Raw genomic sequence first — 20,859 nt, 5'->3', positions numbered from 1 at the left:
TTAGGAGCGTTCCGATATCCGTCTTGCATGCGTTTCCTCTCCTCATGAGGATGTCTCCGCCGCATGGTTCATGAATGGCTCCGCCCGAGCCGGTGAATCCCGGCCGATCTTCCACATCGTCATCAATTCGGGTGGGAAAGGTTTCAGGAGTTCGTTCGGGTCCGGTTCGGCTGACAGCTATCTCTCGTAATCCGCGCGATGCAGGACGACCGGCATTCGGTCATGAATCACAGCCATCCTCTCATTCGGCTCGCAGGTGACGACGGCGAAGTTGCGGATGAATGCCCCTTCGTGGGGCTTGGTTTGGAAATGAAAACGTCGGCAAGGGTCATTCACGGTGCAGACGTGCGTTGGCTGGGCTCCTGTGACGAGGAAAGGGGGAGAAGTGGCGGTCTCACGCCCAGGTTGAGCGATAGCCCGCGCCAGCAATCGATCCCGTTGCAAAGCAAGCGGCATTGGCAGAAAAACACGTCCGGCAAGCGACGCGACAAACGAAATGGAAACCACCCATGCCCGAACTCCGCATCGACCCCTTCCCCTTACCCACCGAACTCAACGCCCTCTGGTCAGCAGCGTGGAACACGCCCGAGGCACCGGATTTCTCCTGCATCCTGTCCCGCAGCCTCACTCATATCGGCGCCTATCACGACGACAGACTCGTCGGCTTCGTCAACGTCGCCTGGGATGGCGGCATTCATGCCTTTATCCTCGACACGTCGGTTCATCCCGCCATGCGCCGCCAGGGAATTGCGACGCGGTTGGTCAGGGAAGCGACGAGAGTTGCGCGAGAGCGCGGCGCTGAGTGGCTGCATGTCGATTTCGAGCCGCACCTGACCGGCTTCTACCGCGCCTGCGGATTTACCCCGACCGCGGCTGGTCTCATCAAGCTCGCTTGACAGCCTCTCACCGGAAGCCGTCCTCATACGGCAGGCCCACGCCCGTCATCAGGCGGGTAGCAACGCCGATGGTCAGGCGCCGCCGCGCAACGCCAATTACAGTTTTCACGCCTATACCGCGAGCTTATGGCGACACAAGGCGGATATAAATTAAAAGACTAAAATACGACTTTTGGTTTGCAAATTCAAAGTTATTGCCGAGTATTTCAGCCTTACTTTTTCGTTAAAAAACCAAGAAAAAATCACAATTTTTCATTGAAAACTTCACTAATGGTTGGCATAGATCCCCGACAGGTTGTCGTCCGTTGAACCAATAAACGGTTCTTTCGGATATTTCTCATTTTTCAGAGTAAAACGCATCTTTTGGGGAAGATTAAAATATGGCCTTGAATATTCTGGATACAAACGGCGCTACAATTACCAACACCGGAACTGAATTCGAAGCCTACGACGTTATCCGCTACTCTGAAGCCAATCCTACCGCAACTGTGTCTCTCACCGTCTCTGATTCCTCCGCCGCAGATCTGGCCGACGAACTGCGCTCGGTATCCGCCAACGTGACCGGCTCGAGCGACGACAACACGATCACGACAGGCGCCGGCAACGACACTATCTCAGGCGGCGACGGCGCGGACACACTGAACGGCGGCGCTGGCGACGACACGATCTACGGTAATGCCGGCAACGACAAATTGATCGGCGGTGACGGCAACGATAGCATCACCGACGGTGGTTTTGGCTTTTTGACCGGACCTGATGGCAGCCTCCAGCCAGAAGTCGTCGACATTGACGGCGGCGACGGCGACGATTTGATAACCATTGAGAGATTCGCTCCGCTGATATCGGGAACGATCGATGGCGGCGCCGGGATCGATATGTTGCGTGCCTCAGCGCTCCGGGGATTGACGATCAAGAACGTCGAAGTGCTTGAATTGGCAGATTTTCAGGTTAGCGGTTCGAGTGCACAGTTCGAAAGCTTTGATAAGATCGCCGGATCGACCGATCCAGTCTTCAGTTTTGCCCCCTCACTGGTAGTGACGGATAGCGGCCACCTCGATCTTTCCGACGAACTGGGAGATCTCGGGACCCTTGTCCGCGGTTTCTCCGGTATTGACGTCAAAACCGGCGACGGCGACGATGAGTTTGCGGGCAGCAACGTCAACGACATTTTCGACGGCAGCGGCGGTAGCGACCTCATCAATGGCAACGACGGCGATGATAAACTGACCGGCGGCGCCGGCAACGACACCATTAATGGCGGCGCTGGCATCGACACGGCTGCATTCACCGGCAATTTCGTTGATTACTCCTTCGCGGTCGACGATGGCAGCCGCGTCGTGACGAGCGTGCTTGATGGTACGGATAGACTGACAGACGTCGAATTCGCGCGCTTTGCCGATGGCGTCTACAACTTCGCGACGGAAACCTTCACGGTCAACAGCCCCGAGCCGGGCACCCCGCTGAATATCCTGGACACCAACGGCGCCACGATTACCAAGACCGGCGCGGAGTTCGAAGCCTACGATGTCATCCGCGACTCCGAGATCAATCCTCTCGTTGCAGTTCACCTAGTCATCTCGGATTCCGGGACAGTAGACCTTTCGGACGAACTGGGCTCGGGCTCCGCAGATGTCACGGGCTCAGGCGGGGACAATGCGATCACGACAGGCACAGGCAACGACACCGTCGCAGGCGGCGACGGTGCAGACACGCTGAACGGCGGCGGCGGAAACGATTGGATCAATGGCGGAGCTGGCAATGACACGCTGAATGGCGGTGACGGCAATGACCACATCTCCGGCGACCTCGGAAACGATGTCATCAGGGGCGGCGCCGGCAACGATACGATCGACGATGGTGAGATTTTCGGCCTGAACCCTGAGGTCGTTGACATCGACGCGGGCGACGGCGACGATTCGATAAGCGTAGGAACTGTGGCTCCGTGGAATTCCGGAACGATTGATGGCGGCGATGGGATCGATACACTGCAAGCTGCTTCCCTTCGGGGCCTGACGATCAAAAACATCGAAGTCCTTGAGACGGAAGGATGGTCTGTCGCCGGATCGAGCGCACAGTTCGAAAGCTTCGACAAAATCGTCTGGTCGACCGATCCGTTTGGCGATTTTCGCGCCGCGGTGACACTGACGGACAGCGTCCACCTCGATCTCGCCAACGAGTTGGGAGATCTAGGAGCGTTCATCAACGGCGATGTCTTCGGCATTGACGTCAAGACCGGCGGCGGTGACGATGAGTTTACCGGCACCGACGGCAACGACATTTTTGACGGCAGCAGCGGCAACGACATCCTCAACGGTAATGCCGGCAACGACAACTTGATCGGCGGCGCTGGCAACGACACCATCAATGGCGGCGCGGGCATCGACACGGCGCTGTTCGCAGGCAATTTCGCCGATTATTCCTTTGCGTTGAATAATGGCGATTACATCCTGACAAGTGTTGCGGAGGGGACGGATACGCTGACAGGCGTCGAATTCGCCCGCTTTGCCAATGGCTCCTACGATTTCGCCACGGAAACCTTCACAAGCAGCGATACTCCACCGAATGGGCCTTTGAATATCCTCGATACATATGGCTTCATAACGACCATGACCGGCGCTGAGTTCGAAGCCTACGATATCATCCGCAACTCACCGACCGAACCTCTCTCCCCGGTCATTCTGTTCCTTTCAGATTCAGGGACGGTAGACCTTTCCGACGAACTGGGCTCAGCCTTTGCAGATGTGACCGACTTCGGCGGCGGTGATTCGACCATCACCACCGGCGCTGGCAGCGATAAAATCGCGGGCGGTTACGGCGCAGACACGCTGAGCGGCGGCGCCGGAAACGATTGGATCCACGGTGGAGATGGCAACGACACTCTGAATGGCGGTGATGGCAGTGATTTGCTCACGGGCGGAGATGGCGATGACAGTCTGAATGGCGGCGACGGCGATGACCAGCTCTCGGGCAACACCGGGAATGACGTCATCAGAGGCGGCGCGGGCAACGATTTTATCTCAGATGGTGAACTGTTCGACGTTACACCTGAGGTCTACGACATCGATGGGGGCGACGGCGACGATGCCATAACCATTCAAAGATATGATTCACTGGCTTCCGGAACAATCGATGGCGGTGCCGGGATTGATACCTTGCAAGCCTCCACGCTGGCAGGCCTGACGATCAAGAACATCGAAACCCTTCAAACGACTGGCCTGGTTGAGGGTTCGAGCGCGCAGTTCGAAAGCTTTGATAAGATCATCTGGTTGACCGATCCGTTCGACAGTTCTCGCCCTTCATTGGCAGTGACGGACAGCGCCCACCTCGATCTTTCCGATGAGTTGGGAGATCTTGGGTCGTTCATCACAGGCTATGCCTCCGGCATCGACGTCAAGACCGGCGGCGGCGCCGACGAGTTTGTCGGCACCGACGGCAACGACATTTTCGACGGCAGTGGCGGCAACGACCTTTTCAATGGCCGTAGCGGCGACGACAAATTGATCGGCGGCGCCGGCATCGACACCGCGATCTTTTCAGGCAATTTCGCGAATTATTCCCTTGCTTTGAACAATGGCGATCACATCCTGACCAGCGCCGAGGAAGGAACCGATACGCTGACAGGCATCGAATTCGCGCGTTTTGCCGATGGCGTCTACGATTTCGCCACGGAAACATTCAAACTCGACAATACCGCACCCACGGATATCAAGCTCTCGAAAACCGCCCTCTCGGAGGACACGCCGATCTGGACGACGGTCGGACTGCTCAGCGCAAAGGACGCCGATGGCGACGCCCTCACCTACACGCTGCTCGATGGCGCCGGCGACCACTTCCGTCTGAAGGGCAACCGCATCGTCACCTCGAAGGCGCTGGACTACGAGACCGACAAGTCGCACACGATCAAGGTCGCCGTCTCCGATGGCAAGGTCACGGTCGAAAAGGACATTACCATCAACGTGCTCGACGTCAACGAAGCCCCGGTCAACAAGGCGCCGATCAATCTCGCCTTCTCGCGCAGTTCTATCTCCGAGAATGTCGCGATCGGCACCTCGGTCGGCCTGCTTACGGCACGCGATCCGGAAGGCGGCATTGTGAAATGGCGGCTGACGGACGATGCGGACGGCATCTTCAAGCTCGTTGGCAACAAGATCCAGACCAAGGCTGCGATCGACTTTGAGAGCACCCATAGCCTGACCTTCACCGCCGAAGCCTATGACGCAGATGGAAACGCCACTAGCCACGATTTCACCGTGGCCGTGAAGGACGTCTTCGAGCCGTCGTCGTCCAGCCTGCTGCATGACGCGTTGATCTAAACTCGACACGGCCATTGCAGGGGACGCACACCTGGGTCCCCTCGAACGCGGAATGCATCCGAATGGCTCAATGAAATCAGCAGCGCCGGCAATTGCGTCGGCGCGCCCACTTAAACCAGCGCCATGCTCACGGTGCTGCGAGCTTCCAACCCGCGGCTGCCGAACCTCCGAATGAGCCCACCGTCCCGTCATCCGTTCTTGCAAAATTACAACGCATCTTTTAGGGAAAGTTAAAATATGGCCTTGAATATTCTGGATACGAACGGCGCCACAGTTACCAAGACCGGCGCTGAGTTCGAAGCCTACGACGTCATCCGCCACTCCGAAACCACTCCCCTCGCCGCCGTCACCCTCGCCGTCTCAGGTTCCGGCGTGGCAGACCTGGCCGACGAGCTAGGCTCGGTATCGGCGAACGTGACGGGCTCGAGCGGCGACAACACGATCACCACAGGCGCAGGCAACGACATCATATTGGGTGGCGACGGCGCAGACACGCTGAGCGGCAGCGCCGGAAACGACACCATCTATGGCGGCTTTGGCAATGACACACTGAATGGCGGCGACGGCAATGACAGGCTCTTCGGCGACGCCGGCAATGACGTCATCAAGGGTGGCATTGGTGACGATTGGATCGGAGATGAAAGTTCTACGACCGCCGTCTTCGATATCGATGCGGGTGAAGGCAAGGACACCGTTGTGTTATCACAGACATCTGGCAGTACGGCCTCCGGAAAAGTCGACGGCGGTCCTGGTGTCGACACGTTGCAAGCCACGAATTTGGTCGGCCTGACACTCAAAAGCCTGGAGATCCTGGACACGCAGGGTTTAGAGGTGACCGGATCGTCCGCCCAGTTCGAAAGCTTCGAGAAGATTATTCCCGGCACTGTCGGGCCCTCCCCAACCACCACCTTGCGGTTGACTGACGGCGTCCATGTCGACCTCTCGCAGGAGCTGGGGCCTGGCCAGATCTACATTTCTCCTGACAAGGATACCACCAGTATCGACGTCACCACCGGCGGCACCAGGGACCACCTCACCGGGTTCAGCGGGAATGACATCCTGGATGGAGGCGCCGGCGACGACGTCATCGACGGCAATGCAGGAAATGACCGGTTGACCGGCGGAGCTGGCAACGACACCATCGATGGCGGCTACGGAAACGACGTCATCAGGGGCGGCGCCGGCAACGACAAGATTATGGATGGCCAATTTTTCAGTGGCATTGGCTCCGAAGCCTTCGACATTGATGCCGGCGATGGCAATGACACCGTGATCCTGCAGAACTATGACAGCATCGCCGATTCCGGAACGGTCGATGGCGGTGCCGGCACTGACAAACTGCAGGCCGGTCTTCTGACGGGCCTGACGATCAAGAACTTCGAAATCCTTGATACGGGAACATGGGCGATTGGCTCGGCGGCGCAGTTCGAAAGCTTCGACAAGATCACAAACACGGACAATCCGGCCAATATCATCCTCATGCAAGTGACGGACGGCGCCCATCTCGATCTTTCCGACGAGTTGGGAAGCCGTAAGGTCCAAATCGTCGGCAGCGGCTCCAGCATGGACGTGACGACGGGTAGCGGCGACGACCTCTTGGGCGGTACCGCTGGCAATGACACTTTAGATGGCGGAGACGGGAATGACGGGCTCTCCGGCCGTCTCGGCAATGACGTCATCAGGGGCGGTGCGGGTAACGACTCGATCAGCGATGGCGATAGTTTTGCTAACGTCGCTGAGGTCTTCAATATCGATGCTGGCACTGGCGACGACGGCGTGACCCTGGTTAAGGGCCTCTTCGGTCATCAGATGTCCGGAACAGTCGACGGCGGCTCCGGCATCGACACGCTAAAAGCCAATGATATGACGAGCCTGACGATCAAGAACTTTGAAATCCTCAGCGCGTCGGCGATCGAGACTAAAGGATCGTCCGCTCAGTTCGAAAGCTTCGACAAGATCATCAGCTCGACCGGTTCGACCGAACAGTTTCCCATCTCCCTGAGAGTGACGGACGGCGGCCATCTCGATCTTTCCGACGAACTGGCAAACAACTCGGTCACCATCGGCGGCACCGACGCCGGTATCGACGTCAAGACCGGCGGCGGCAACGACCAGCTATACGGTGCCGCTGGCAATGACATTTTAGACGGCGGCACCGGCAACGACACGATCTATGGCAATGGCGGCAATGACACGCTGACCGGCGGCACGGGCAACGACGCGATCTTCGACGGCGACAATGTTTCCACCACCCCCGAGACCTTCGATATCGACGCCGGCGAAGGCAATGATGCCATCGCCTTGCGGACACACTCTTCCGCGATTTCCGGAGTGATCGACGGCGGCGCTGGCACAGACACGTTGCGGGTCATCGAGCCGACCTTGGACCCCGGACAAGAATTCATCGGGCTTGCCGGCCTGACGATCAAGAATGTCGAAATCCTCGAAACGGCAGGAGCCGAGGTTCTCGCTTCGGCCGCCCAGTTCGAAAGCTTCGACAAGATCGTCAAATACGACAAGCCGGGCTACGAAAGCGATGTCCTCGCACTGACATTGACGGACAGCGCCCATGCCGATCTCTCCGACGAGCTGGCAAACCGCCACGTCGACATCTTCGGCACCGCCTTCGGCATCGACGTCAAGACTGGCGGCGGCGACGACTATTTCTTCGGAACCGGCGGCAATGACAGGTTCGAAGGCGGCGCCGGCAACGACGTGCTTTTGGGCGGTGCGGGCATCGATACGGCGGTCTTCTCAGGCAATTTCGCCAACTACTCCTTCGCATTGAACAATGGCAGCCACATCCTGACGAGCGCCCTGGAGGGCAAGGATACGCTGACTGATGTTGAATTCGCCCGTTTTGCCGACGGCGTCTACGATTTCGCCAAGGAAAAATTCACGCCCGATGGCAACAATAGCGCGCCCACCAATATCCAGTTGTCGAAAACCTCCCTGCTGGAAAACACCCCGATCTGGACAACGCTCGGCCTGCTCAGCGCCAAGGACGCCGACGGCGACGTCCTTACCTATACGCTGGTCGACGGGGCCGACGATCACTTCCGGCTGAATGGCAATCGCATCGTCACCTCGAAGGCTTTGGACTACGAGACGGCCAAGTCGCACACGATCAAGGTCGCTGTCTCCGACGGCAAGGTCACGGTCGAAAAGGACATCACGATCAACGTCCTCGACGTCAACGAGGCCCCTGTCAACAAGGCGCCGATCAACCTCGCCTTCTCACGCAGCTCGATCTCCGAGAACGTCGCGATCGGCACCTCGGTCGGCCTTCTCTCGGCCGTCGACCCGGAAGGCGGGGCGGTGAAGTGGCGGCTGACGGATGATGCAGACGGCGCCTTCAAGCTGGTCGGCAACAAGATCCAGACGAAAGCTGGAATCGACTACGAAAGCACCCACAGCCTGACCTTTACCGCCGAAGCCTATGACACGGCCGGCAACACCACCAGCCACGACTTCACAGTCCTCGTGAAGGACGTCTTCGAGCCGTCGATTTCGGCACTGTCGCATGAAGCGCTGATCTAACGCGCGATGCGATCGCCGGTGGACGTAGAGATGCGTCACCGGCGATCTCCGCAAAAAGGTGGGAATTCCCGTCTGGCCAGTCCCACCAGCCGACCTTTGCTGGTGATCGCCTGCAGACACCAGCCGGAGAGAGCGAGACCGGCCGCTCCCCGGCAACTCTTTTCCAAAATGCAGCTCCACCTCGATGGCCGTTTCGGATATGATTCTCTGCTCATCGGAGGAGAGCCCGCATGCGCCTGCTAACATTCATCCTCGCCTTCGCCGTGTCGGCGCTCGCAGCCTTGCCGGCATCGGCCGAGAGCTACAAGACGCCGAAGGCGCTGCTCAAGGCGCTCTACAGTTACAACACCGACAACAGCGACGCCGAGGCGCCCTCGCCTTATTCGATCTTCTTCTCCGACCATCTGAACGAGCTCCTCCAGGCCGATCTCGACAACACCCCGGAGGGTGATGTCGGCGCCGTCGACTTCGATCCGGTCATATCAGGCCAGGATGGCACGGCGAGCGACGTCAGAATCGGTCAGCCGACCTTGCTTGACGACAAGGCCGAGGTGGAGGTGGAGTTCGAAAACGGTGAAGAGGTGACGCTCTTCTATACTCTCGTCAAGGAACATGGCGGCTGGAAGGTCGACGACATAGCCAACCAGAAGGGGGATAATCCGTGGAGCCTGAGCGCGTTGCTGGGGGATGGGCAGTAGCCGGGTAGCATTGGGGGCTCGCGCTAGCGGCAGAATTAATGCCGCGGGGCAAAAAGAGAGCCCTGATGGTGAGAAGGCCCAAGGGCCGTCTCGAACCACGAGGGCGGCGCGCAATCTCAATGCCCGACCACCGAATCCGCCCCTCATTCCGTTTCGGCACAGAATCCTGCTATGGCACAGCCGTGCAAGGAACCGCTAACTTTTCCTCAAGTATCTGAATCTTCGGCATTTCCCGGTATCGATGCCGGCATGCCAAAATAATCCCGCTTGCTTTTTGCCCGAAAAGCTGGCACCAATTCACCTACTCGGGCATTTGCATGCCGGTGACTGGACTGATGTGGTAATCCCTTCCGTTTGGAAGGCGGCGCGGGACTACCCGCCTACGTAGACGTTCTTTCCCCGTACGTGACTTCTCCGACTGACCCTTCGTCCCAATCGATCGGGGCGAAAGCTAAAGCCGTCCGCTTCCTCTCGGGGGCGCGGATACTACACAGACTAAGGGAAAAGGACGCTCCCAATGGCCACCAAGGGCACCGTAAAATTCTTCAACCAGGACAAGGGTTTTGGTTTCATCACGCCGGATGGCGGCGCAAAGGACGTTTTCGTTCATATCTCTGCGCTGCAGGCTTCTGGCATTCAGTCGCTGCGCGAAGGCCAGCAGGTTACCTTCGACACCGAGCCGGACCGCATGGGCAAGGGCCCAAAGGCCGTCAACATCTCGGCTTCGTAAGTCAGATTTCCGCTTCGGCGGCATGGACGGCGCTCCGCAAGGGGCGCCGTTTCTGTTTGCGGCGGGAGCTTTATTTGTAGATGACACCGCCAGATGTTATATGCGCGCTTGATGAATGATCCCGCACCGTGCGGCGGTGGGCACCGCATCGCGTCGCCCGGGAACAACGAATAATGGAACGTCGATGACGCAGAAGAGCCCGATTTTTGCGGTCGCACCGATGATCGAATGGACGGATCGGCATTGCCGCTATTTCCATCGCCAGATCAGCCGACAGGCGCTGCTCTATACCGAGATGGTGGTGGCCGACGCAATCATCCACGGCCCGCGCGACCGGCTGCTCGGCCACGACGCCGCCGAGCATCCGCTCGCGCTGCAGCTCGGAGGGTCGGACCCGGCAAAGCTCGCCGAGGCGGTGAAGATTGCCGAAGCCTACGGCTATGACGAAATCAACCTCAATGTCGGCTGCCCCTCCGACCGCGTGCAGTCGGGAACCTTCGGCGCCTGCCTGATGCTGACGCCGAAGACAGTGGCCGAATGCGTCGCAGCAATGAAGGCTGTCACCAGCGTCCCGGTCACGGTGAAATGCCGCATCGGCGTCGACGAGCAGGAGCCGGAACAGGCACTTCCGGAGCTAATCACCGACGTTCTCGATGCTGGCGCCGACGCGATCTGGATCCATGCGCGCAAGGCTTGGCTCAAGGGCCTGAGCCCGAAGGAAAACCGCGAGATCCCGCCGCTCGACTACGAGATCGTCTATCGAATGAAACAGCGCTGGCCCGATGTTTTCGTCGGCATCAACGGCGGCATCCGCACGCTCGACGAAGCCGCAGCCCATCTCAAACATGTCGACGGCGTCATGCTGGGCCGCGCCGCCTACCAGAATGCCGCGATCCTCTCCGAGGTCGACCAACGCTTCTTCGGCGCGCCGGCGGCCGAACCGGACTGGGAAGCGCTGCGTGACCGGATGATGGCCTATGCCGAACGCCACATCGCGGCGGGCGGCCGGCTGCAGCACGTCGCTCGCCACATGGTCGGCCTCTTCACCGGCCTGCCTGGCGCCAGGCGCTATCGTCAGATCCTCTCGACCGACGCGGCAAAGACCGGCGCCGGGCCGGAGGTGCTGGCAGCGGCCTTTGCGGCTGTGGATTTTTCGGGGACGGAGCAGGAGGCGGTCAGCGCCTGACGGAGCGTGATGCCTTTGTCATGATGTCCGCGCCATCGGCATCAGGCTCTTCTTCTCGATCCGGCCCGCCACCGAGAACACCAGGATCTCCGTCTCCCTGCCGATCTTGTTACCATCCATCAACCGGATGATATCATCGACGCCGCCGACCGGGCTGCCGTCGATGGCGAGGATATAATCGCCCTCCTGCAACCCTCCCTTTGCCGCCGGCCCTTCCGGCTCGACCCGGCGGACGCGAACGGAGGTCGTCTGCACCGTGCCCGCCGCCAGCGCCACCCGGCGCGGCAGCACGATGGTATCGCCAGCGATACCGATAAAGGCACGCCTCACCTGCCCGTAGCGGAGGATCTCCGAAACCACGAAATTGGCCGTATTCGACGCCACGGCGAAGGCGATGCTCTGCGCGCCCTGGATGACGGCGGTATTGACGCCGATGACCTCCCCGCCTGACGACACCAGCGGCCCGCCTGAATTGCCGGGATTGAGTGCCGCGTCGGTCTGGATGACATCCTCCATCAGCCGGCCGCTGGCTGCCCGCATGGACCGGCCGAGCGCCGAGACGATGCCGGCGGTGACAGTCCATTCGAAACCGAGCGGGTTTCCGATCGCGATGGCGATATGGCCTCTGCGCAGGCGCTGGGAATCTCCGAGCCTCGCCCAAGCGCCGGTGCTTGCATTGGCGCGAATGAGGGCAATATCGGTATCGACATCCCGGCCGAGCACACGGCCCTCGGTGACGAAGCCATCGGGCGTGGTGATGCGAACAATCTTGGCGTCGTCGACGACGTGGCTGTTAGTGATGATCAAGCCGTCAGGCGAGATGGCGAAGCCCGACCCGTGCCCCTGCCGGCCACCCACCCTCTCGATCCGGCTGACTGCCGGCCCGACGATGTCGACTGCTGCTGCAATCGATTGCGAATAGGCATCGATCAGCGCCCCGTCATTCTGAGGCACTATCTCCTTGTCCATATAACCCATGATCTGGTCCTCAGGCGGCAAACGGCCGTCCCGCCGTCAGCGAAGCGGCCGCGTTGCGACGGTTCGCCATGGTAATGATGTGTAGTGGGTTAGATGGTTGGGCGATGAACCGCGTTCAAGGGCGCGCCAGCGGCGCCGTCTGCCGCAGCGTCCTGCAACACATCGACCAGGAATGTCCGGCTGCGGTCTGGCCTCCTTATAAAAGTCTGTTATGTCAATTGAACATAAAGATTAGCTTGATGACGACATCTGCATATTCCAACCTGTCCGCGCGCAGCGGTACCTATTGCCTTGCCAATTTTGCCGGTAACCGCACAAACTTCTGACCGCATTCGCGCAACCCAACCCCATCGAGGAGCCCAGACATGAGCACAGTCACCACCAAGGACGGCGTCGAGATCTTCTACAAGGACTGGGGGCCGAAGACCGCCCAGCCGATCATGTTCCACCACGGCTGGCCGCTATGCTCCGACGACTGGGACGCTCAGATGCTGTTCTTCCTCGAAAAAGGCTACCGGGTCGTCGCTCATGACCGTCGCGGCCATGGCCGCTCCACCCAGGTGGGCGACGGTCACGATATGGATCATTACGCCGCCGATGCCGCAGCCGTCGTCGAGCATCTCGATCTCAGGAACACCGTCCATATCGGCCACTCCACCGGCGGCGGCGAAGCGACCCACTATGTCGCCCGCCATGGCCAGCCGCAGGGTCGCGTCGCCAAGCTCGTCATCATCGGCGCCGTGCCGCCCATCATGGTGAAAACGGAGGCTAATCCTGGCGGTCTGCCGATCGAAGTCTTCGACGGCCTGCGCGCGCAACTCGCCGCCAACCGCGCGCAGTTCTATTACGATCTGCCGGCCGGCCCGTTCTACAGCTTCAACCGGCCGGGCGCGAAGGTGATGCAGCCGGTCATCAACAATTGGTGGCGCCAGGGCATGATCGGCGGCGCCAAGGCGCATTACGACGGCATCAAGGCCTTTTCGGAAACTGACTTTACCGAGGACCTGAAGATCATCACCGTGCCGACCTTCGTCATGCACGGCGACGACGACCAGATCGTGCCGATCGCCGATTCAGCATTGCTCTCGTCCAAGCTGCTGCAGAACGCCACGCTGAAGGTCTATGAGAAATTCCCGCACGGCATGTGCACCACCCATGCCGAGATCATCAATCCCGACATCCTCGCCTTCATCAAGGGCTGATCTCGATCAATCCGCCGGGCGCCGATCAGCGCCCGGCGGCCAGTCACCGGCACGGCGAAATCATCGTCCGCCGGCTTCAACAACTGGCGCTCTCGGGCTAGGCCGATCGATTGATGGCCGGTTACGCATTTTCTCATGAAACCGTTTTCGCAGATTTGCGTTTAGCGGCCATGACAAGAGAACGTGAACCCTCATCAAAGGCTTACCGGCAGGATCGTTTCGAAAACACCGAGCGAGCCGCCAAGGAAACCATCGAGGCGGAGCAGCGCGCTCGCCGGGAGAAAACCAAACGGCTGAAAGAACTGCGCCTGTCGCAGCAAAGCGGCAAGGACCCCGCAACCAGCTAGATCTCCACGCACGCTCCCTGTAGGCCGATGCACCCACCGGTGTCTTCCTCGTGCCGAGCCGGCCGCGTCTGCATCCTTTCGGGGCGTGCCCCTGAATTGTTTTAATTTCGGACGTTCGTCCATCTTGCAGAGCAAAGATCGCGAAATTATCTCTTTTTCATCAGTGGCGATTCACGGCATCGGAAAGGGCAGATTGCGATGTCAGACAAGCTGTTCAGTACGCGTGACGAACCGCTCGCATCCGAAGACCTCGATGTGTGCAGGCGTGTCCACGAATCCCTCTGCAGCGACCTCCATATCGACAGATCGGGCGCGGAAGCCGACCGCCTTGGCGCTCTGATTATCGAGCTTTACCGCCAAGGTGTGCATGAGGAGAGCCAGCTTCGATTGCTGGCCGGCGGAAAGTGAGCCTGATAAAGCGTCATCCGCCTACTCTCGAGTTCAACAGTCGCTCCAGTCACCCAGCAGGGGCCGCCCACTAGGTCGCCCCCTGTGGCCAAGCTCCATGTGACTCCGATGCGTTAGTAGACACGCACATATATCGATCCTCCCATCCCAAAATGAACCGATTGCCTTTCCCTGCGTTATCCCTCCGATACATCCGTTTACCCAAGGGGAGTGAAATGAAAAGATTCGCAATCATTGCTCTGTCGATAGCGACGGCCTTCTCGGGAACGCCGGCGTCGGCAGGTCCGGCTTTCGCACCAAGTCCGGTGCAATCGGCGGCACAGCCGGCGCCCGGAGGCAGTGATGCCCGGATCATCACGGTCGGCTGCAATAACTTCACCAATTGCCCGGGCCAGTTCGGCAGGAATGATGACGACTGGTATCGCAAACGCCACCATTATCGTGATCGCAGCTACTACCGGGACCGCGACTACGGCCGCTATGACCGCTACGGCCGCTACGACCGCCGGTATCACCACCACAACAATAGCGGCGCCATCATCGGCGGGCTGGCGGCAGGCGCCCTCCTCGGCGGCATCATCGCCTCGCAGCCGCGGGCCTATCGTTCCACCGGCTACAGTTCGCACGAGGATTATTGCTATAGCCGCTACCGGTCCTACCGCGCCTACGACAATACCTATCAGCCGAGCTACGGCCCGCGCCGCCAGTGCCGTTGAACCGGTGAGCCTGTCAGCATAAGCCTCGCATCGAGATGCGGGGCTTTTTGATGCCGGGCGGGCGACGCCGGCGCCACTGGCAAGTCCATGCCTCGAAACAACTTGTTTTGCTTCCCCCGGGTCCGCAATCGTGCTTGTCTTCCGGCTCCAGCCGCGCGAATCCTGCTAAACTGCCGCGCCGCCTATATTGCGTGGGTGATCAATGACGTCTGCAGATGCCGCTAAGCCCCGCGGCCAAGTCGTCCTGCTCGCGCCGGATCTGCAAAACCTTTCGGACTTCGAAGCGGCGCTCGCCGCCGGCTGGTCTCCCGATCCGCGCCGCGCCGGCGACACAGCCTATGTGAGCGGCAAACTCCAGCGCCTGCGCCAGAACAGATCGAAGTATCTCGGCGAACTTATTGCCCACGGCAAGCCACACACCGGGTCCGGACCGCCGCCGCTGACCACCCGTTTGTTCTGGATCTGGGACGGTGAATTCTGCGGCAGCATCAGCCTGCGTTTTCACGCGGGTACAGAGGAGTTGCCGCCCGAGATCTCTGGCCATGTGGGCTACTCGGTCGTGCCATGGAAACAGCGCAATGGCCACGCGACGACAGCCCTGAAACTGCTGCTGGCCGTCGCGAAGAAGGAAGGTCTCGATCGCATCGTCATCCTCTGCGACGAGGACAACCATGCCTCGCGGCGCGTGATCGAGCGCAATGGCGGCGAATTGTTTATGCGCGGCCCCGGACAGGCCCGATCAGATCAAACTGTATTTCCAGCTGCGGCCTTGCGCCACCGGCTGACTTGAAACGCGCAATGCATTTCCAGAAGACGGAGCAAAAACCTTGCCCGCCTTGCCCGTCCGTCCCATCGGGAAACCGGTACCGACGGTGACGAAAGTGGAAACACCAGCCATCGTCTTATTGGCCGGCAGGACGGAGCGGATCGTCGGTCGGTCGGCTGGCCCTAAAAGACCAACTGATATTTGTCGCTGAGCGAAACGCAGCGCCCGGTCCAGCGCATTTGCCACCATCACTCGGTCGGCGTTCGATTTCACACGCGCAGCCGAAAAGCGAAGGGTCGTCGGCACGTTGCCCATCGTCTTTGCCGGGGAAAGGCGCGCCCCATCGTTCTGGAGATCGAGATGATCCGACCTATCCTTCGTCTCCTCACGAGACACCTCCTCTCCGTCTTCATCGTCGCAGCGCTTGCATCCCGCTCGCAATACCGCTTCACGGAAAAGTAGCGTTCGAGCGCAGCCTTATGATCGAGGTCCGATGACGGTCTGACCGGCTGCGTCGCAATAGGCCGAGAAGGCCTGAAGATAGGCCTGCACCCTAAAACGGTTCTCCGCCGTCTCGACGGCCCGAAATACCTCGGCCGGTTCCAGCTTCATCAGGGGAAGCCGCAGGAAGATATCGGCTGCGAACCGATCGGTGATGATCGCAAGGATAGTGCGCAGGCCCGCTAGCATGTCATCGCCCCGATGCGAAGCGTGCAGCAGCGCAACGGGCTTGTGAACGATCTCATCGCCAGACACGAGCCAGTCGATCGCATTCTTGAGGCCGCCGGGGATGGATCGCACATATTCCGGGCTGGCAATGATCACCCCGTCGCTTTGAGTGATCAGGTCGATGAAATCCCGCACCACCGCTGGCAGCGCTTCCCCCTCGAGATCAGGCGAGAACACCGGCAAACCTCCCACGCCGTCGAAGATCGCGATTTCGATCTCACTGGGTGCGACTGCGCTGACAGCCCGTAGCATTGCCGTATTGGTCGAGTTGCGCCGAGCGCTGCCGGATATTGCGAGAATCTTCATGAGCCCAACAGCGATCGATTGGTCGGGGCTGTCAACGCAAAAAGCTGCGGCGCCGCACGTCTCTTTCGGATAGGCAAGCGACGCTGGAGCACAGCGCATTGTGCGATTGAGTGATCGGCAAAAGCGACTTTTGCTTGCACTGGCCGAGCCCAGCGTTAGCTTGGGGTCCCAATCCTGACAGCTGCCGAATCGGCGGGAAATACAGATGACGGCTTTGATCGAGGCACGGGGCGTCAGCAAACGCTTCCGGCAGCACAAGAGATTTCCGGGCCTGCTCGGCGCCCTGAAAACATTGGTGACCAACGAATACACCGAAGTTCTGGCCGTTTCCGACATCGATTTCGACGTCGCGGCCGGTGAAGCGGTCGGTTATCTCGGCCCCAACGGCGCCGGCAAATCCACGATGATCAAGATGATGACCGGCATCCTGGTGCCGAGCGCCGGCACGCTCTCAGTGCTCGGCCGCACGCCGCACCTTAAGCGGATGGACAATGCGCGCGAGATCGGCGTTGTATTCGGCCACCGCAGCCAGCTCTGGTGGGACCTGCCGCTGGTCGACAGTTTCACCTTGCACCAGCGCATCTACGACATCCCCCTTGCCCGCTATGCCGATAATCTCCGGCGCTTCAGCGAACTGCTCGACCTCACGCCCTTTCTCGATCGCGCGGTGCGCCAGCTCAGCCTCGGCCAGCGCATGCGCGCCGAGATCGTCATGTCGCTGCTGCACGATCCGAAGATCCTGTTTCTCGACGAACCCACGATCGGGCTCGACGTGGTCGCCAAGGATGCCGTGCGGCGCTTCCTTGCCGAAATCAACCGCGAACGAGGTGTGACCATCATCCTCACCACCCACGACCTGCAGGACATCGAGACTATCTGCCCGCGACTGATCATGGTCGATCACTCGAGGCTGATCTTCGACGGCGAATTGCGGAGCCTGCGCGCCGCATTGGGCTCGGCCCGGCGGCTGACGCTGGAATTTGCCAGCGACCCCGGACCGCTGTCGCTCAGCACCGCTTCGCTCGTCAGTGACGAAGGCCTGCGCAAGAATTATCTGATCGAACGCGAAGACGTTTCGCTGGTCAGGATCCTGTCGGAGGTGGGAAGCGACCGCGATCTCAAGGATGTGGCGCTGCACGAGCCTGACATCGAGGAGGTCATCCGCACCTTCTATCAGGGCCGCAACGTGCGAGCGCGGGCGTCATGAGCGCTTACCTCGCCTTTGCCCGCAGTTCCTTCCAAGTGCAGCTCGCCTACCGCAACGAGGTCTGGGCCAACATTTTCGGCAAACTGGTGCAAGTCGTCGCACGGGTCGCCATCTGGCAGGCCGCCTATGCCGGCGTCGGCGCACCGGTTGTCGACGGCGTCTCGCTGCAGCAGATGGTGACCTATGCCATGCTTGGCGGTGCGGTGATGGGCGCCACCCGGCCTGAAAGGATCATCGGCGAGATCGGCCGGTCACTCAAGACGGGCGATATCGCTGTCTGGCTGCTGAAGCCGCTATCCTATCCGCTTTACATCTTCGCCAATGAATGCGGTAGTTTCGGCTATCGCCTGATAACGCAGGTCATCCCAACGATAGCCTTCACCGCGTTGTTTTACGGCATGCTGCCGCCGGCAAGTCTGTTCCATGCCCTGATGTTCATCGCATTCTGGGCACTTTCCTTTACGCTGCTGTCCCTGATGTCGATGCTCTTCGGCCTCATCGCCTTCTGGCTGATGACGAGCTTCTCGCTGGACTGGATCCTCGGCGCCCTGCTGCAATTATTCTCGGGCCTGCTGGTCCCCTTCTGGTTTTTTCCCGAGCCGCTGGCAGCGATCGCCCGCCATCTGCCCTTCGCCTGGATCGTCTATTATCCCAATTCCGTCTATCTCGGCAGGCTTTCGGCTACCGACACCTGGCTTCATCTCGGCCTCGGTCTCGGCTGGGCCGGATTGGTCCTCTTGGGTGTCCTTTGGCTATGGCGCTCCGCCTCCACCCGCATTACCGTGCAGGGAGGCTGAACCGTGCTCCTTCATCACTTCCGCGTCATTCCGCTGCTGGTACGCATGTATGTACGCTCGCAGATGGAATATCGCGGCGCCTTCTGGCTCGATCGTCTTGCGCAGATCCTCTCCTATGGCAGCGTCTTCGCCACCATTGGCATCCTGCTTGCGCGATTCAACACGCTCGGCGGCTGGAGCTGGCCGGAGCTCGCGCTGCTCTACAGCTTCCAGCTGCTCGCCTATTCCCTCGGCGCGGCGATGAGCTTCGTGCAGCTGCGCGACCTGGAAGAACTGGTGCGGCTCGGGACCTTTGATACGCTGTTGGTCAAGCCATTCAGCCCCTGGGTCTATCTGATCTTTTCCGGCCTCAACATCAGCTATACCGGCCACGTCATCCTCGCGGTGGCGCTGATGGGCTGGGCCATCCTATCCGTCGACTTCGCCTGGTCGGTCTGGTCCGTGTCATTCCTCCTTGCCACGCTCATCAGCGCGGCGTTGCTGACCGCCGCGCTGATCACGATGATCGGCGCCACGGCGCTGATCTGGGTTCGCTCCAATCACTTGTTCTCGATCTTCTTCGGTTTCTGGGAGCTGATGCGCTACCCGCTCAACATTTTCCCCGGCAGCATCCAGATCACCCTAATCACCGCCGTTCCGCTGGCGCTGACCAGCTCAGTCCCGGTTGCCGCGCTGCTCGGCAAACCCGTCCCCATCCTTGGGGACTGGGCCGGCCCAGTGGCTCTGGCGGCCGGTCCGGTCTGGGTGCTGATCGCGATAGCGCACTGGCGCTACGCCACCAGCAAATACCAGGGCGCCGGCGGTTGATCGAGCTGACTAACCTCTCTCGATATCAGGAAGCCGGCGACGGCGATTTTGCACGGACCTCCAGGAACGCCGCCGTCAGCTTCGCCAGCACAGGCGAGGTGCACGTGCCGTTGGCGCCGCCGATCGGATCGATGATGTGGATCTGCCTGAGATCCTCCATGAACTCCTCCCAAAGCGGCGCCCCACCCTCTTCGAGAAGCTCGGCACGGATGCTCAGCTCCTCGCTGACCGGCAGGTGCCGGCGCCCCCAGGCGCCGACCATCGCGAAGATCGGTACGAGCTGGATCGCAGGCTCCATCAGGCTGTAGATCGCTTTCTGGCTGTGGCTCGGATCATCCCGCTTGTTGATAAAGCCGAGCGATAGCAGCCGCTTCAGCCTGGCCGCCAGAATGTTGGAGGCGATCCCTTCCTCGGAATGCGTCAGAAGATCGCGGAAATGGCGGCGGTTGCCAAACATGATGTCCCGGATGATGATGAGGCTCCACCTGTCGCCCAGCACCTCCATCGTCAGGTTGATCGGGCAGCCCGATCGCAATTCGATATCCACGTTATCATCTCCTGAAAAAACTGATTGCATTATAGGATCAGTCATGCAACATTGCAACCAGTTTCATAACGCAATCAGATGGAGGAGAGCATGACCAAAGTTAGCGTCGCTGGGTTTCCCTTTCCGTGGACGGTTTCGGCGCCGGTCCGGAGCAAAGCATGCAGGATCCGCTCGGCAAGCGGGGACCGGAGATGTTTCAATGGTTTTTTCACACCCGCACTTTCCGCGCGATGCAGGGAAAGGACGACGGATCGCAGGGCATCGACGAAGATTATGCCGCCCGCGGCATGGCCAATTTCGGCGCCTTCATTCTCGGGCGCAACATGTTCGGCCCCATCCGCGGCGATTGGCCGGATGAGGCCTGGAAGGGCTGGTGGGGGCCGAATCCGCCCTATCACGCGCCAACCTTTATCCTGACGCATTATCCGCGTGAACCGATCGTCATGGAGGGCGGCACAACCTTTCACTTCATCACCGGCGGCATCGAGGATGCACTTGAAAAGGCGAGGGCTGCGGCCGGCGGCAAGGACGTGAAGATCGGCGGCGGGGTCGCCATCGCGCCGGTCGTGCTCGGCAAGGGAGAAGCGATGTTCACAGGCATCGACCTGCCCGCCCTCGGCTTCCGCGTCGCCGAGCATGCCACCACCGAACACGCCACCCATATCGTGCTGGCAAAATAACGGGCA

Annotated in this window: 16 protein-coding genes and 4 pseudogenes; 15 read left to right on the top strand and 5 right to left on the bottom strand. The window is 60.1% G+C overall.

Annotated features, from left to right (window positions below):
• Positions 1–42 precede the first annotated feature (42 nt).
• Positions 43–288, bottom strand: a pseudogene (locus tag FFM81_RS08380) (SOS response-associated peptidase family protein); the annotation flags it as partial.
• Between the two features lie 221 nt (positions 289–509).
• Here FFM81_RS08380 and FFM81_RS08375 point away from each other — a divergent pair.
• The 6 genes from FFM81_RS08375 (at position 510) to dusA (ending at position 11,363) form a co-directional block, all read left to right on the top strand.
• Positions 510–896 carry a GNAT family N-acetyltransferase gene (locus FFM81_RS08375; RefSeq protein ID WP_003564407.1) on the top strand — a complete coding sequence of 129 codons (387 nt, stop codon included), beginning with the start codon at positions 510–512 and terminating at the stop codon, positions 894–896.
• A gap of 380 nt (positions 897–1,276) precedes the next feature.
• Positions 1,277–5,209: a metal-binding protein gene (locus FFM81_RS08370; RefSeq protein ID WP_138384143.1), complete on the top strand. Its 3,933-nt coding sequence runs from the start codon at positions 1,277–1,279 to the stop codon at positions 5,207–5,209.
• A gap of 237 nt (positions 5,210–5,446) precedes the next feature.
• Positions 5,447–8,749: a metal-binding protein gene (locus FFM81_RS08365; RefSeq protein WP_138384142.1), complete on the top strand. Its 3,303-nt coding sequence runs from the start codon at positions 5,447–5,449 to the stop codon at positions 8,747–8,749.
• A gap of 230 nt (positions 8,750–8,979) precedes the next feature.
• The gene (locus tag FFM81_RS08360; protein ID WP_138384141.1) at positions 8,980–9,447 is read left to right on the top strand and encodes a DUF3828 domain-containing protein; all 468 of its coding nucleotides are present in this window, start codon (positions 8,980–8,982) and stop codon (positions 9,445–9,447) included.
• A 517-nt stretch (positions 9,448–9,964) separates the two neighbouring features.
• A complete protein-coding gene (locus FFM81_RS08355; protein WP_003540801.1) occupies positions 9,965–10,177 on the top strand; it encodes a cold-shock protein in 213 nt (70 codons plus the stop codon).
• 184 nt (positions 10,178–10,361) lie between these two features.
• Positions 10,362–11,363: a tRNA dihydrouridine(20/20a) synthase DusA gene (gene dusA, locus FFM81_RS08350; protein ID WP_138384140.1), complete on the top strand. Its 1,002-nt coding sequence runs from the start codon at positions 10,362–10,364 to the stop codon at positions 11,361–11,363.
• Between the two features lie 18 nt (positions 11,364–11,381).
• Here dusA and FFM81_RS08345 read toward each other — a convergent pair whose 3' ends face one another.
• The gene (locus FFM81_RS08345) at positions 11,382–12,341 is read right to left on the bottom strand and encodes a S1C family serine protease (RefSeq protein WP_138384139.1); all 960 of its coding nucleotides are present in this window, start codon (positions 12,339–12,341) and stop codon (positions 11,382–11,384) included.
• A 365-nt stretch (positions 12,342–12,706) separates the two neighbouring features.
• Between FFM81_RS08345 and FFM81_RS08340 the strand changes: the two genes are divergently transcribed.
• From FFM81_RS08340 to FFM81_RS08320, 5 genes and pseudogenes are all read left to right on the top strand, one after another.
• The gene (locus tag FFM81_RS08340) at positions 12,707–13,543 is read left to right on the top strand and encodes an alpha/beta fold hydrolase (RefSeq protein WP_138384138.1); all 837 of its coding nucleotides are present in this window, start codon (positions 12,707–12,709) and stop codon (positions 13,541–13,543) included.
• Positions 13,544–13,656: 113 nt separating this feature from the next.
• Entirely contained in the window at positions 13,657–13,890 is a 234-nt protein-coding gene (locus FFM81_RS08335) for a hypothetical protein (RefSeq protein WP_003564423.1), read from the top strand.
• A gap of 198 nt (positions 13,891–14,088) precedes the next feature.
• Positions 14,089–14,298, top strand: coding sequence for a hypothetical protein (locus FFM81_RS08330; protein WP_003564425.1), 210 nt, complete (start codon positions 14,089–14,091; stop codon positions 14,296–14,298).
• A gap of 215 nt (positions 14,299–14,513) precedes the next feature.
• Positions 14,514–15,014 carry a BA14K family protein gene (locus FFM81_RS08325; RefSeq protein ID WP_003564427.1) on the top strand — a complete coding sequence of 167 codons (501 nt, stop codon included), beginning with the start codon at positions 14,514–14,516 and terminating at the stop codon, positions 15,012–15,014.
• 202 nt (positions 15,015–15,216) lie between these two features.
• Positions 15,217–15,799: pseudogene (locus FFM81_RS08320) on the top strand (GNAT family N-acetyltransferase).
• A gap of 2 nt (positions 15,800–15,801) precedes the next feature.
• Here FFM81_RS08320 and FFM81_RS08315 read toward each other — a convergent pair.
• Both FFM81_RS08315 and FFM81_RS08310 read right to left on the bottom strand, forming a co-directional pair.
• Positions 15,802–16,125, bottom strand: a pseudogene (locus FFM81_RS08315) (DUF3313 domain-containing protein); the annotation flags it as partial.
• A gap of 132 nt (positions 16,126–16,257) precedes the next feature.
• Positions 16,258–16,815: an NADPH-dependent FMN reductase gene (locus FFM81_RS08310; protein ID WP_138384382.1), complete on the bottom strand. Its 558-nt coding sequence runs from the start codon at positions 16,813–16,815 to the stop codon at positions 16,258–16,260.
• A gap of 205 nt (positions 16,816–17,020) precedes the next feature.
• Here FFM81_RS08310 and FFM81_RS08305 point away from each other — a divergent pair, with 205 nt between their 5' ends.
• Genes FFM81_RS08305 through FFM81_RS08295 form a run of 3 tightly spaced genes read left to right on the top strand, consistent with a single transcriptional unit; the run spans position 17,021 to position 19,626 of the window.
• Positions 17,021–18,022 carry an ABC transporter ATP-binding protein gene (locus FFM81_RS08305; RefSeq protein ID WP_138384137.1) on the top strand — a complete coding sequence of 334 codons (1,002 nt, stop codon included), beginning with the start codon at positions 17,021–17,023 and terminating at the stop codon, positions 18,020–18,022.
• The gene (locus tag FFM81_RS08300) at positions 18,019–18,819 is read left to right on the top strand and encodes an ABC transporter permease (RefSeq protein ID WP_138384136.1); all 801 of its coding nucleotides are present in this window, start codon (positions 18,019–18,021) and stop codon (positions 18,817–18,819) included. Before FFM81_RS08305 ends, FFM81_RS08300 begins: the two co-directional genes overlap by 4 nt.
• 3 nt (positions 18,820–18,822) lie before the next feature.
• The gene (locus tag FFM81_RS08295; protein ID WP_138384135.1) at positions 18,823–19,626 is read left to right on the top strand and encodes an ABC transporter permease; all 804 of its coding nucleotides are present in this window, start codon (positions 18,823–18,825) and stop codon (positions 19,624–19,626) included.
• Positions 19,627–19,651: 25 nt separating this feature from the next.
• On the opposite strand, the gene FFM81_RS08290 is transcribed toward FFM81_RS08295, so the two are convergent.
• Entirely contained in the window at positions 19,652–20,173 is a 522-nt protein-coding gene (locus FFM81_RS08290) for a winged helix-turn-helix transcriptional regulator (RefSeq protein ID WP_138384134.1), read from the bottom strand.
• Between the two features lie 90 nt (positions 20,174–20,263).
• On the opposite strand from FFM81_RS08290, the pseudogene FFM81_RS08285 reads away from it, so the two are divergent.
• Positions 20,264–20,853, top strand: a pseudogene (locus FFM81_RS08285) (dihydrofolate reductase family protein).
• The last annotated feature ends 6 nt before the right edge of the window (positions 20,854–20,859 follow it).

The sequence above is a fragment of the Rhizobium hidalgonense genome, from assembly GCF_005862185.2.
Classification (GTDB): domain Bacteria; phylum Pseudomonadota; class Alphaproteobacteria; order Rhizobiales; family Rhizobiaceae; genus Rhizobium; species Rhizobium hidalgonense.
This window is presented reverse-complemented; position numbering and strand designations above follow the sequence as displayed.